At 36.2% G+C, this 13,633-nt stretch carries 12 protein-coding genes; all 12 read right to left on the minus strand.

The annotated features are described in order from the left end of the window. Positions 1–8 precede the first annotated feature (8 nt). The gene (locus ACK4M9_RS08275) at positions 9–782 is read right to left on the minus strand and encodes a DUF3388 domain-containing protein (protein WP_409849838.1); all 774 of its coding nucleotides are present in this window, start codon (positions 780–782) and stop codon (positions 9–11) included. A gap of 235 nt (positions 783–1,017) precedes the next feature. After that, positions 1,018–1,275, minus strand: coding sequence for a DUF3243 domain-containing protein (locus tag ACK4M9_RS08280; RefSeq protein ID WP_409849301.1), 258 nt, complete (start codon positions 1,273–1,275; stop codon positions 1,018–1,020). A 96-nt stretch (positions 1,276–1,371) separates the two neighbouring features. Then, the gene (ymfI, locus tag ACK4M9_RS08285; protein WP_409849303.1) at positions 1,372–2,088 is read right to left on the minus strand and encodes an elongation factor P 5-aminopentanone reductase; all 717 of its coding nucleotides are present in this window, start codon (positions 2,086–2,088) and stop codon (positions 1,372–1,374) included. 21 nt (positions 2,089–2,109) lie between these two features. Further along, positions 2,110–3,393, minus strand: coding sequence for an EF-P 5-aminopentanol modification-associated protein YfmH (gene yfmH, locus ACK4M9_RS08290; RefSeq protein ID WP_409849305.1), 1,284 nt, complete (start codon positions 3,391–3,393; stop codon positions 2,110–2,112). A 4-nt stretch (positions 3,394–3,397) separates the two neighbouring features. Next, complete coding sequence (gene yfmF, locus ACK4M9_RS08295) at positions 3,398–4,675, minus strand: EF-P 5-aminopentanol modification-associated protein YfmF (RefSeq protein WP_409849307.1); 1,278 nt, start codon at positions 4,673–4,675, stop codon at positions 3,398–3,400. A 172-nt stretch (positions 4,676–4,847) separates the two neighbouring features. Then, on the minus strand, positions 4,848–5,570 hold the full coding sequence (locus ACK4M9_RS08300; protein WP_409849840.1) for a GntR family transcriptional regulator: 723 nt from the start codon (positions 5,568–5,570) through the stop codon (positions 4,848–4,850). A gap of 87 nt (positions 5,571–5,657) precedes the next feature. Further along, a complete protein-coding gene (locus tag ACK4M9_RS08305; RefSeq protein ID WP_409849309.1) occupies positions 5,658–7,976 on the minus strand; it encodes a DNA translocase FtsK in 2,319 nt (772 codons plus the stop codon). Positions 7,977–8,180: 204 nt separating this feature from the next. Beyond that, positions 8,181–8,390: a YlzJ-like family protein gene (locus ACK4M9_RS08310; RefSeq protein WP_409849311.1), complete on the minus strand. Its 210-nt coding sequence runs from the start codon at positions 8,388–8,390 to the stop codon at positions 8,181–8,183. Next, positions 8,387–9,118 carry a ClpP family protease gene (locus ACK4M9_RS08315; RefSeq protein WP_409849313.1) on the minus strand — a complete coding sequence of 244 codons (732 nt, stop codon included), beginning with the start codon at positions 9,116–9,118 and terminating at the stop codon, positions 8,387–8,389. The genes ACK4M9_RS08310 and ACK4M9_RS08315 overlap by 4 nt, the downstream gene beginning before the upstream one ends. A 201-nt stretch (positions 9,119–9,319) precedes the next feature. Next, complete coding sequence (locus tag ACK4M9_RS08320) at positions 9,320–10,993, minus strand: ribonuclease J (protein WP_409849314.1); 1,674 nt, start codon at positions 10,991–10,993, stop codon at positions 9,320–9,322. A gap of 312 nt (positions 10,994–11,305) precedes the next feature. After that, positions 11,306–12,184: a 4-hydroxy-tetrahydrodipicolinate synthase gene (gene dapA, locus ACK4M9_RS08325; protein WP_409849316.1), complete on the minus strand. Its 879-nt coding sequence runs from the start codon at positions 12,182–12,184 to the stop codon at positions 11,306–11,308. Positions 12,185–12,248: 64 nt separating this feature from the next. After that, the gene (gene dapG / locus ACK4M9_RS08330) at positions 12,249–13,472 is read right to left on the minus strand and encodes an aspartate kinase (RefSeq protein ID WP_409849318.1); all 1,224 of its coding nucleotides are present in this window, start codon (positions 13,470–13,472) and stop codon (positions 12,249–12,251) included. Positions 13,473–13,633 lie beyond the last annotated feature (161 nt).

The following is a 13,633-nucleotide window of genomic DNA, read 5'->3' on the forward strand; positions in this document are numbered from 1 at the left end:
TACCAACTTTAACTAATATCAAATGAAGAAAAACCTGGGTCTATGACTTCATAAGTAATTGTTTCATCATGATTGTTTCTTAACTCTATTATGTAATCAAAGTCCTCTAATGTATACTCTGTTTCTCGCACAAAAATATCCGGGTGTTCTATTACCTTTGTTGAACTAAGCCGCATAACATCATTTACAAGCATTCGGTGCTTTTCCGTTGCCCGCATTGTTGTTACAATCCCATCAATTATATAAATATTATTTTCTGATAATTCATCATCTGCAAGTTGACTTCGAATTGTTTGCCTAAGAAGTGTAGAAGAGATAAATGACCAACGTTTATTTGCACAAACGCTAGCAGCAACTATCGATTCCGTTTTCCCAACTCGAGGCATGCCGCGTATCCCGATTAGTTTATGGCCGTCTTTTTTAAAAAGCTCCGCCATAAAATCAACAAGAATACCTAACTCATCACGAACAAAGCGGAAAATTTTCTTTTCATCTCCATCTCGTTCAATAAAATGACCGTGTCTTACAGCAAGACGATCACGAAGTTTTGGTTCTCTAATCTTGGTCACCGAAATATTATCCATCGTGTTTAGTATCGTCGTCAACCGCTGAATTTGTTCATCATCTTCACTCAAAATTAGCATTCCACGTCTCATATGATCGACACCATTAATCGTAACTATATTTATCGATAACATACCGAGAAGTGATGCAATGTCTCCTAATAAGCCTGGACGATTTTTATGTATTTGATATTCTAAATACCACTCTTTTTTCAGCATCATTCAACTCCTTTCACGATAATTTAGCAGATTCATTTGCAGGCAAATGTCAAGTAATATTATTACTTGCTTAGCTTCTACTATAATTCATTTTTTTCATGAAAGAAAGTGATTTATTGTTTTTAATTGCTCTATTTTAAATGTAGGAAAATTCTAAAGTTAAGCAAACAAGGAGCCTTTTTTCAAGTTGTAATCCATAAAAAATGGGTGTTGCGGTTGCAACACCCTTAACATACTACATACCTTGGCTATTTTTCACTAACTTCACCATCATATTAGCAATAGCATGTTGCTCTTCTTCTGAAGCAACTTTCCAAAGGTCTGCTAATACACGTTCTTGTTCATTTTTAGGATCAACTTGTTGCGCCAAGTACTCTCCTACTTGATAAGCAACATCATTTACAACTTGTTGGTTCATGCCTTCTTGTTCAGCTTGTTGTAGGCGTTCCCCTAAAAAACCTTTCCATTGTTCCCAGTTATCTAATACTGACATTGTTGTCCCTCCTTGTAATGTACTTCAGAGTTATTTTGTCAAACCAGCGACTAAAATATGCACTGATTAAGATGTTTCACCACTAAGAAAAATTAGTTAACAATACCATGCACCATTTATACTAATAATTTGTCCATTAAGATAGGCAGATTTATTCGAAATCAAAAATGTTACTAGTTCAGCAACCTCTTTAGGTTCGCCCAATCTTCCCATAGGGATATCCTCACATAATATTTCTATTTCATCCCTAGAAAAGCCCGCTAGCATATTCGTAGCAATTACTCCCGGCGCTACACCGTTTACTCTGATACCACTAGGAGCAACTTCTTTCGCTAACGCTTTAACAAATGTATTTAAGCCACCCTTTACAGTAGAGTACATTACTTCACATGAAGCACCTGTTAAACCCCAAATCGATGAAATCGCAACAATATTACCTGTTTTCTTTTGAACCATCGTCGGTAATAGTGCTTTCGTGAGAAGAATTGAGCTTGTAAGATGAAGTTGAAGCATTTCTTCAATTTCAGTATCTCTCATATCTGTCAGTAAGCCAACATAACTATTACCACTATTTAAAATTAACACATCGATTGGTGTATTTATCGCATCAAGAATATTTCTAACCCCAGTTTTCGTTGCCAAATCAGCTTTCACTTTCCATGTTTCTGTATGTGACAACTCTTTTCTTAATTCATCAATACTTTGTTCATTTTTATGATAATGCAAATAGAGACTGAAACCTTCACTTGCTAAAGACTTGGCTATTTGACGCCCAATTCCCCCACTTGCACCTGTAATTAATGCATACTTCACAGTTTCTCCTCAACCTTCTATTTATTTCGGTAGAACCTGGCAAACAGTAAACATTTCTGGATCAAAATGCTCCTTAGCCTTTTCAACTAAATATTCCTTTGTAATACTTTCTAATGTACTAACAACATCAAATAGGTTCATTTGATTAAATTGGTAGCGAGTGAATTGGTTGGCGATATACTCTGGAGAATTAACTGCCCTCATGAAAGCGCCTATCTTTTTCTTAATGGCACGACTTACAGCTTGATCATCTAACGACCCTTGGATAAATGATGCAATCATTTCTTCAAGAGTCTCGACTAATCGGTCTGGATCCTTTGTATCACCACCAATAATTGAAAACCCAAAGCCTTTCTCAGCAGAGTAGTCAAATGAAAATGAGTCATCGATTAATCCTTCGTTATATAGTTTCTCGTAATTTGCTGAGCTTTGCCCGAGCATTAGATCGAGAAGAACATTTATACTTAATTCATGTTTCAACAGTTCTTTACCTTGTTTTGATTGTCCTTTTTCTTTAAAAGCAACTAAACATTTTGGTGTATGCACAGACATCTTTAAAACTTCTTTCTTTTTCGCTACTGCTCTTGGTTCCTCATCAAAAATCCTTTCAATTTTTTCCATTTCTTTGAACGTTTTCTTCCCTTGATTTTCTTTCACCTGTTGCATGATTTCCTCTGGCTTTATGGAACCTGTAATAAATAAAACCATGTTTTTCGGATGGTAGAACGTTTCATAACATGTATAAAGTAAATCTTTTGTAATTTTATCAATTGATTCAATTGTTCCGGCAATATCAATTTTTACAGGATGATTTTGATACATATTTTCAATGACGCCAAAGTAGACACGCCAATCCGGATTATCGTCATACATTGTAATTTCTTGGCCAATAATGCCCTTTTCTTTTTCTACACTTTCCTCGGTAAAATAAGGGTGCTGAACAAAATTTAAAAGTGTCTCTAAATTTTTTTCTACTTCTGATGTACTTGAAAATAAATATGCCGTTCTTGTAAAGCTTGTAAATGCGTTAGCTGAAGCCCCTTGTTTGCTAAATAGCTGAAAAACGTCACCGTCTTCTTCCTCAAACATTTTATGTTCTAAAAAATGTGCTATTCCATCGGGAACCTTCAAAGGCTCTTTTTTGCCAAGCGGAATAAAATGGTTGTCGACAGAACCATACTTTGTTGTGAACGTCGCATAGGTTTTATTAAATCCCTGTTTCGGTAAGATATAAACTTCAAGTCCATTATTAAGAGTTTCATGATATAACGTTTCATTTAACTGTTCAAAAATGATTTTCTCCATAAAATTACTCCTCCTTTCCTTTTAGAAAATAGATCGTATCTAAATAGACTTTTTGCCCCACTTTAACAATATCGTCTTTCGTGACGCTCTCAATCCCATCTAGCCAATCTTCAATTTGTCGAGATTTGTCGGCAACTGCATTATGATAAAGTAACTCCACATAGCCTTTTGCAACATCAACCGTTTCGAGAATTTGATTTTTAATAACAGCTTTCGTCTGCGAGATTTCACTATCTGTAAACTCGCCATTTTGCATGCTTTTTAGCTGGTCTTTAATAATTGAAACTGCCTGTTCATAATTCTTAAATTCAATTCCGGACATAACCATTAAAATTCCTTTATGACTTTCAAAGCGAGAGGATGCATAATAGGCTAAACTAGCTTTTTCGCGAACATTCATAAACAGTTTTGAATGTGAAAAACCTCCAAATAATCCGTTAAACATTTGCATCGCAAAATAGTCTTCATCATTGAAGGTTACATTTGTGCGAAAGCCAATGTGTAATTTGCCTTGTTTTATATCTTGTTCCTCAAATATTACCTTTTCTTCAGCAACTTGTTTTTCCTCTTGCTTGTGTTCAATCCTCAACACTTGACGATCATTTTGAAAAGAAAAATACTTAGTTACAAGATGATTGATTTTCTCTATTCCAACATCACCGACAATATATAAATCAATTTCATCATTTTGAAGCATTTTTTGATATTGTTCAAATAATAGTTCTGGAGTTACAGCATCAATTTCTTCTTCATAGCCCCAGACCGAAAGTCCATAAGGTTCTTCTTTACACATTTCTTCTGTTATCCGCATATTTGCATAGCGAATTTTATCATCAAATATCGACTGAATTCTTTGCTTTAAATTTCGTTTTTCATTAGCAACAATCGTTGACTGAAAAAGACCATTTTCTAAGGCAGGCTTAAGGATGATCTCGGATAACAGTTTGATCGTTTCTTCTAGCAATGGTGTTTTATCTTTCAAATAGTTCTCATTAGCAACATCCATACGAAATGACAGGATTTGATTTTCTCCTTTTTTGCTGACATCGACGTTGAGTGTCGCGCCATATAATTCATCTAAATGGCTTCTTAGTTCCTGTCTCGTCGAGAAGCTTTCTGTCCCGTTTTGAAGAATATAAGGTATAAGGGCTCTTTTTGTCACAGTTTCTTTTGACAGAGGTGCTCGAATATGTAATACAATCGTATTCGTTTTAAATTTGTCTGTTTCGATCGTATGGAGGTTAATCCCATTAACTATCCGAGTTTCAATTTTCGTACTCATTTTGCTCACTCCTTTTTCCAATTTTGTGTAATCATTGTTTTAATTATACCCTAACTCTCTAGAAAACTAAGGCGTTGAACTCTGTTTTTTATTTGCTTTAGCGCTTGAAACACAGCTATTCTTTCTAAATGTCAAAAAAGAGACCCGTATGAATTGGATCTCTAATAGTAGTTTATACACGTTTCCTAAGTACATGAAACTTAAATTTGTCTGAGCGAAAGTAATTTATGGAATAAAGGATTCGCCTTTCACGATCATCATAATGCATTTGCTTTAATACTAATAACGACGTTTCAGGATCACAATGGAGTATTTCTGATACTTTTTCATGGTACCCGATTGGTTCAATTTGTGTGATTGCATAGGAAATTGTTGTTCCTTCTTTCTCTAGCCTTTCAAAAATCGATTGCCCATCATGGGAAGTGTAATTAGGTAAATATGGCTTGGGAATTTTGTCTAAACAATAAACAACAGGTTCACCGTCAGCTGTCCGCACACGTTCGACAACGATTAAATCGTCAAATTCCTCTAGCTGAAATTTTTCATAATCGTCACAAGTAGCTGGAAGCACATTTGAAGATAAAAAGATTGAACCCGGCTTTTGGTTACCTCGTTTAATCATTTCCGTTACGCTAAAAAGTTCCTCTATTCCAGATGAAAATAGCGGTTTACTACAAATAAATGTTCCAACACCGTGCCTTCTCGTAATGACTCCCTCATCTTCAAGCAGTCTCAAAGCTTCTCGAAGAGTCGCCCGACTTATTCCTAATTGCTTTGAAAGTTCAAATTCGGAAGGAAGGCGCGCGCCAGCTTCATAAAAGCCTGCGTCAATATCACTTTTAAGTTTATCAATAACTTGTAAGTACAATGGTCTATGGTCAGATTTAATCACAATTGTTCCTCCTGTAACCGTAAATCACTTTAATGAAACCTATATTGGTCATCTCATAGAATTACGTTTATCATAATATTTAACCCTTGGTTAGGCGTTGGACACATCTTCTTCTGCTTTTTTGGCCACCAACACTTCCCGAGGTTTACTTCCTTCATACGGCCCGACAATTCCTCTTGCTTCCATTTCATCAATTAAACGAGCAGCTCGTGTATAACCAATTCTAAATCTTCGTTGCAGCATAGAGACCGATGCGGTATTCATCTCAATGACTAGATCGACAGCTGATTCGTATAGTTCATCAGCAACTTCTCCAGTAACGACATCTTCATCTTTAGTTAACATTTCCTCTTGATACTGCGCCTTTTGTTGAGCAATAACGAAATTAACAACATTTTCAACTTCATCATCAGATAGAAATGCTCCTTGGACACGAACTGGCTTTGAAGCACCTACAGGTAAAAATAGCATATCACCTCTACCTAATAATTTTTCAGCTCCACCCATGTCCAGTATTGTTCGCGAGTCTGTTTGCGATGAGACACCAAAGGCAATCCTAGAAGGAATATTCGCTTTAATGACACCAGTAATAACATCTACTGAAGGTCGTTGTGTGGCAATAATTAAATGAATTCCCGCTGCCCTTGCCATTTGTGCGAGTCTAGTAATACTATCTTCGACATCGCTCGAGGCAACCATCATTAAATCAGCAAGCTCGTCCACGATCACAACTATGTAGGGAAGTGTCGCTTGTTTTGCCTCACCTTTTTCATTTTGGTTTTTTATTAACGTATTATACCCTTCAATATTTCTTGTTCCTGTGTGAGCAAAATGCTCATAACGTCGCTCCATTTCATTGACAACTTTTTTCAACGCTTGTGAAGCTTTCTTTGGCTCTGTTACAACAGGAGCTAGTAAATGGGGAATTCCATTATAGACATTAAGTTCGACCATTTTGGGGTCGATCATCATCAATTTTACCTCATGAGGCTTAGCTCTCATCAAAATACTGACGATTATTCCATTAATACATACGCTTTTCCCACTCCCTGTTGCCCCTGCCACAAGTAAATGTGGCATCTTATTTAATTCAGCTAAAACAGGATCACCAGAAATGTCTCTACCAAGACCAATTAGTAACTTTGAGGCATCTGGAAATGAACTAGTAGCTTCTAAAACCTCTTTAAGCATAACAATCGCTACTTCTTGATTTGGAACTTCTATCCCAATGGCAGATTTACCTGGTATTGGTGCCTCAATACGAATATCTTTTGCTGCTAGTGCTAATGCTAAATCATCTGCTAAATTAACAATCTTACTAACTTTAACACCGATACTAGGATAAACTTCATACTTTGTAACCGCAGGACCTAAATGAACTTTTGATACCTTTGCTTTGACACCAAAGCTTTCTAACGTTTGTTCTAACTTCTTCGCATTTGCGGAAATATGTTGTCGTTCTTGAAATTGATTGTTCTTCTTCGGATTAGATAATAACTCTAATGTTGGTACTAAATAATTCTCATTAGCTTCAACCGCTAAAACCCCAGCAGGTTCAATATTAATTTCAATTAACTCTTCTTCCTCTTTGGTTTTAGCCAGCTGACTATCCTTTAGATTTGTTTGTTCGTTCACTTTACTAGCAAAGTCATAAATAATCGGTTCCGGGTCACTACTATTTTCATTTTGAGGTTCGATATTGGTTTGTCCACTAACAATAACAAGCGAATCTTTTTGTTTCTGCCGCTGTTTTTTTTGTTCCCATTTAGTAACAAATTGTTGCTTAGCATTCATAAGATATTGGTTTAGCCTATTATAAATATTGGTAAATACGTTCCCGACCTGAGTAATAAAACTTAAAATAAGATCAGTAAAAGATCTACCAGTAATTAAAATGATCGCAGTAATGATAATAAATAGGTAAAAAACGACGGTTCCACTTGCCGCGAACAAGAAGTGTGTAATTGCAAACCCTATTGCACCAACCATCCCACCGCCTAAGTCATTAATTGCTGTATCTCCTTGTATTTGGAGCCAATATAATTCCCAAGTATTGCGAATTACCGAGCCATCAATAAATTCACCTTGCTTTGAAAATAAGTCAAATAACCGAATATGACTTAGGAGAACAATAGCGAATACGAGTAAATAGACTCCAACTAGTCTTCTAGATAAAAATTGAGGTATTTGTCTTTTTATCATTAAATAGAGCGAGATAAAAAACAGACCAATTGTTAACGCTACATGCCACTCCCCTAAAAAGAAGCGAAATAAATGGGTTAACCCTTGTCCAACACTTCCTAATCTTGCAAATGCCACAGAAGCTAAGACAATAAGAAACAGACCAATAAGTTCAAAACTAAGCTGTCTTTTCCACTCCGTTTTTTTTTGTTTTTTTCTTGTAGCCATAGTCTCACCTCTATAAGTATCTATTAGAAAAAAACTATAATCATCCAAATAATTTCCACAAATGTTATTGTTGGATAGGACGTCACGAATGAAGAAGCAGCCGTAGAAGAAACGGCTGCTTCTATGTTTGTAATTTGCTAGTTCTTTCTTTAGTATGATTATTATACCATAGTTTCTAAAGTAAAGACTAGGGAATTCCAGTAACTAAAATAAAGATATCATTTTTCCGGGAGTGTAATTTTCATTTAAATATGCGTTTGGATCAGAACTTATTAACCGAACAACTTTAAATTCTTGATTAGATACTTGTTCTAATACCAATTGACCTTCCTTAATATCAACAATAACTTGTTGTGCCCCCGTATTTTCTTGAGGAAATATTAATTCTTCTGGAACAGTTGTATAAAGGATCATTGGACCAAATCCCCACCTTGTGAGTTTCTTCTCTGCTCAATAAGCTCATTAAGCTTTGTGATCGCTTTACCAATACCGCCGACTTCATTTATCATTCCATACTCAACAGCATCTGGGCCAACAACATTTGTTCCAATATCTCGTGTTAAATTACCTTTTGAAAACATTAGCTCTTTAAATTTTTCATCTGTAATCGCTGAATGTCTCGTAACGAACTTAATAACCCTTTCTTGCATTTTGTCCAAGTATTCAAATGTTTGGGGCACTCCTATTACTAGTCCTGTTAATCGGACAGGGTGAATAGTCATTGTTGCTGTTTCTGCTATGTAACTATAGTTTGAGGCAACGGCAATTGGTACACCTATCGAATGCCCCCCACCTAAAACGAGGGTTACGGTTGGTTTTGACATCGAAGCAATCATCTCGGCTATTGCAAGCCCTGCCTCAACATCACCGCCGACTGTATTTAAAATAACCAACATGCCTTCAAGCTTTGAATTTTGTTCTGCCGCAACTAGTTGCGGAATAATATGTTCATACTTTGTTGTTTTATTTTGAGGCGGTAATTGCATATGCCCTTCAATTTGTCCAATGATTGTTACTACATGTATATTAGATTGCTCCATTTGTGGTACATTAGTTTGGCCGAGTTGCTGTATTTTCTCTACGATACTTGATTGCTTTTCCTTTTGTTCTTCTGGTTGTGTTTCTGCTTTTTGGTAATCCATAAATATCCTCCTCTTAATGTAAGCTATTAGTAGTATGGTAATTGTGGTTAGTAATTATGAATATAGTCTTGGTTTTCATCTAATTCCTTTTTAAAAATCGATTAAATTAAAAAGGTTGCTAAAGCTATGAACGCTTAGCAACCTTTTTACTTTTATTAGTACTAGTATTCACTTCATTTATCATACACGATAATTTATTAATTATACTTCCATAATGATAGGTAAAATCATTGGTCTACGACGAGTTCGTTCAAAAAGAAATTTGCTAAGAACATCCCTTATATTACTTTTTAATGATGACCATTCATTAACGTTTTCTACCATACATTTTTTTAAGGTTTCTGTAACTAGTACGCTTGACTCGTCTAATAGTTTTTCGCTTTCTCTTACGTAAACAAAACCTCTTGAGATAATATCAGGGCCCGAGACGATCGCATTATTTGTTTTATTTAATGTTACAACTACAACTAAAATGCCATCCTTTGATAATAGACGTCGGTCACGGAGGACAATATTTCCTACATCGCCAACACCTATTCCATCAATGAGAATATTTCCTGAAGGAACTTTCCCACTCATTTTACCTTCACCATTCGTGAATTCGACTACGTCACCTTTATCAATTAAGTAGATATGAGCTTCGTTAACACCGCAAGATTTTGCAATTTTACTGTGCGTATGTTGCATTCTGAATTCACCATGGATCGGGATAAAGTAGTTTGGTTTCATTAAATTAAGCATCAGCTTTAGTTCTTCTTGACAACCATGTCCTGTTGTGTGAACATTTTTTTGTCCGAAAATCACTTCCGCTCCAGTACGATAAAGCAGGTCAACAATCTTTGTCACTGATTTTTCATTACCTGGAATAGGTGTTGCTGATATTATAATTGTATCCGAAGGTTTAATAGCAATTTGTCGATGAGCTCCTTTAGCCATCCTTGAAAGAGCTGACATCGGTTCCCCTTGGCTACCTGTAGTCAAAATTGTGATCTCGTCGTCAGTGTATTTATCAATATCTTCCAATTTAATTAGCGTATTATCTGCAACATGTAAATAGCCTAACTCCATAGCAATTGAAACAATCTTTACCATGCTACGTCCTGAGATGGTCACCTTACGATTTACCTCAGCTGCTGCACTGATAACTTGTTGGATGCGGTGTATATTTGAAGCAAAGGTTGCGACAATAATTCTCCCTTTCGCCTCGTAAAATGCTTCTTTTATGCCTTGTCCGACTACACTCTCTGACACGGAAACTCCAGGTCGTTCGGCATTAGTACTATCAGAAAGTAAACATAACACGCCTTTTTCACCTATAGAGGCCATTTTACCAATATCTGAATATACACCATCAACTGGATTTTGATCAAACTTGAAATCACCTGTATGAACGATAGACCCTTGAGTTGTTTCAATACATACGCCAACAGAATCCGGAATGCTGTGATTAGTCCTAAAGAAATTTACTGTTGTCGTACCTATCAAAATTTTCGATTGACAATCAATAAGCCTTAAATCAACACCCTTTTCTAAAGCATGTTCTACTAACTTTGCCTTAATAATTCCAAGCGTCAATTTCGTTCCGTAAATTGGAACATTTAGCTTTCTAATAACATAAGGAATAGCACCGATATGGTCTTCATGGCCGTGCGTTACAATTATTCCTTTTACTCGTTCACGATTTTCCTCTAAATATGAAATATCAGGTATTACAATATCAACCCCAAGCATATCATCATCAGGAAACATCAGTCCCGAATCGATCACTAAGAGATCATTGTCTACCTCTACTACATACATGTTTTTCCCTATTTCTCCAACGCCGCCCAAGGCAAAAACACGTATTTTTTCAGTAACTTGCTTAGCCAATGTCATTTATTCCTCCCATATTAAATTTTCCAGTTATATCGATACAATTTGCAGTTCCTAAAAATAGCCCCGAACTAATCACTTGTTTGTAGTATAACTTATCTTTCAAACGAAGGACAAGAACATTTATCTAGAAATGGAAAAAAATCTTTATTTATTACTCAGTTGTATGTAAATATGGAAAGTAAAAAAAGGACTGTCCCACAAGTGTCAGCGCACCTCGACTTGCTACTTCATATAGAAGGAGTGTATCTTTGTACACAATCTATTTCTAGTAGACGAGTTCACTGATCTTTGCTTTTGGGACAGCCGCGATTATTATTCATTTCCGATAATTTCAGTTAATTGCTGCTTCTCAATTTCAGTTAATGGCAACAGTGGTAATCTAACTCCACCAACATCTAGGCCTTTTAGTTGAAGTGCAGCTTTTACGGGACTTGGATTCGGTGTTACAAATAAAGCCTTTACGATTGGCAAGAGCTTTTGGTGTAGCTTTGCAGCTACCTCAATATCTCCGGCTGAAAATGCCGTAACCATTTGTTTAAGATCGTTCCCAATGATATGAGCAGCAACAGATACTACACCATTACCACCAACTGCAAGAACAGGTAATGTCAATGTATCATCGCCACTATAAACGAGAAAATCATCTGCTGTTTCCGAAATAATAGCAGTAATTTGGTCAAGATTGCCACTCGCTTCTTTCATGGCGACAATATTTTCAATTTTTGATAGTTCTCTCACTAATTCAACAGTCATATTGACCGTTGAGCGCCCTGGGATATTGTAAAGCATTACGGGTAAGCTTGTGACCCCAGCAATCGCTTTAAAGTGTTCATACATTCCCTTTTGTGAGGGTTTATTATAGTATGGTGCTACAAGCATGATCGCATCGACACCAACACTTTCCGCTTGTTTTGTTAATTCCATTGAACTTGCTGTACTATTGCTTCCTGTTCCTGCAATGACAGGAATTCGACCGGCAACAACTTTTACTGTATGTTCAAACAAGGCGAGCTTCTCTTTCGAAGATAGTGTTGGAGATTCACCTGTAGTACCAGCTACGACTAAAGCATCTGTACTATTGTTTATTAAGTGTTCAATTAACTCTGTAGTTTTAGCATAATCAATTTGGCCATTAAGATCAAAAGGTGTAACCATCGCAGTAATCACTTGCCCAAAATTCACGTCTTTCACCCTTTCAGTAAACACAATAAGAATAATAAAAAGATTTACTTAAAAGATAGCCATTCAAATTTTCTTAATGAATCTGATCTAGTTTAAAGATCTTGTGAAGTGCATTTACAGCTTTTACTTTATCCTCTTCTTTTACTAATACCCAAATTGTTGTATGAGAATCTGCCGATTGTAATATTGCAATATTCTCTTCAGCTAAACTACCAACTATTTTTGCTGTTACTCCAGGGACACCTGTCATGCCAGCACCAATTGCTGATACTTTCGCACAATTTCTTGTAACAATTGGCTCATAGCCCATTTCTTGTAGTAGTTCTATGGCTTTATTTGTATTCTCATCAGCAATTGTATACACAACACCCATGAGATTGATATTTATGAAATCAACACTGATTCCTTGGTTAGCCATCGCTTTAAAAACTTGAGACTGAAGATTGTATTCTCCTTCTTTAGCCAACACTTTTATTTGTGTCACATTTGATACATAAGCAATTCCTGTAATTAATCTCTCTTCAATATCCATTCCAGCTTTTTTTCCAGTTCCACTAGTAACTAGCGTTCCTTCCAAATTAGAAAATGTAGAGCGTATTCTAATCGGTACTTTGGCATTCATGGCAATTTCTACTGCGCGTGGGTGAATTACCTTTGCACCTTGATAAGCCATGTTACAAATTTCATTATAGGTTACTGCGGAAATAGGCTTAGCGTCACTAACAATACGGGGATCTGCAGTCATAAGTCCTTCAACGTCAGTAAAAATATCAACCCACTCTGCTTGGATAGCTGCCCCTATCGCTGTAGCGGAAGTATCACTGCCTCCTCTTCCCAACGTTGTAAGTTCTCCGTTTTCAGACATGCCTTGAAAACCAGTAACAACTACGCAATCATGGTCTTTTAATTTCTCTAATAGGTTCTCACATTTCATTTCAATAATCTTTGCATTTGAATAGTCTTCGTTCGTTCTAAAACCCGCTTGCGCTCCAGTCATAGCCATGGCCTTTAATTTTCGACTGGCAAGTAAATTCGTAAAAACAATTGAAGATATTAATTCTCCGCACGACATTAGTAAATCAAGTTCACGTTTAGCGACATGTGTATTTACCGTACCGCCAACTAAATTGAGAAGAGTATCTGTAGCATAAGGATCTCCTTTTCTACCAATTGCAGAGACTACCACTACTACTTTATAGCCTTCTGTTACAGCAGCTAAAACATGCTCAGCTGCCTGTAATCTAGCTTCTTCATCTTTTAATGAAGTTCCACCAAATTTTTGAACGATGACCTTCATATTACACCTCTTTTTGTACACATATATTTCATCAAATAAAAAAATGCGTATATATTTTCAAATGAAAATTACTAACTCAAAAAAATACTTTTTCTGCGAAAAAATTGGGTCAAGTTTTCTATCGTTTCCCTCTTGTACAGGAACTGGAGAACAACGAAGCG

The sequence above is a fragment of the Anaerobacillus sp. genome (assembly GCF_046314235.1).
Lineage (GTDB): Bacteria > Bacillota > Bacilli > Bacillales > Anaerobacillaceae > Anaerobacillus.

Bases quoted from the DNA above. Each gene is read 5' to 3' on its own strand.
- ACK4M9_RS08275 (WP_409849838.1), bottom strand. From the start codon at position 782: ATGCTGAAAAAAGAGTGGTATTTAGAATATCAAATACATAAAAATCGT.
- ACK4M9_RS08280 (WP_409849301.1), bottom strand. From the start codon at position 1,275: ATGTCAGTATTAGATAACTGGGAACAATGGAAAGGTTTTTTAGGGGAA.
- yfmH (WP_409849305.1), bottom strand. From the start codon at position 3,393: ATGGAGAAAATCATTTTTGAACAGTTAAATGAAACGTTATATCATGAA.
- yfmF (WP_409849307.1), bottom strand. From the start codon at position 4,675: ATGAGTACGAAAATTGAAACTCGGATAGTTAATGGGATTAACCTCCAT.
- ACK4M9_RS08305 (WP_409849309.1), bottom strand. From the start codon at position 7,976: ATGGCTACAAGAAAAAAACAAAAAAAAACGGAGTGGAAAAGACAGCTT.
- ACK4M9_RS08310 (WP_409849311.1), bottom strand. From the start codon at position 8,390: ATGATCCTTTATACAACTGTTCCAGAAGAATTAATATTTCCTCAAGAA.
- ACK4M9_RS08315 (WP_409849313.1), bottom strand. From the start codon at position 9,118: ATGGATTACCAAAAAGCAGAAACACAACCAGAAGAACAAAAGGAAAAG.
- ACK4M9_RS08320 (WP_409849314.1), bottom strand. From the start codon at position 10,993: ATGACATTGGCTAAGCAAGTTACTGAAAAAATACGTGTTTTTGCCTTG.
- dapG (WP_409849318.1), bottom strand. From the start codon at position 13,472: ATGAAGGTCATCGTTCAAAAATTTGGTGGAACTTCATTAAAAGATGAA.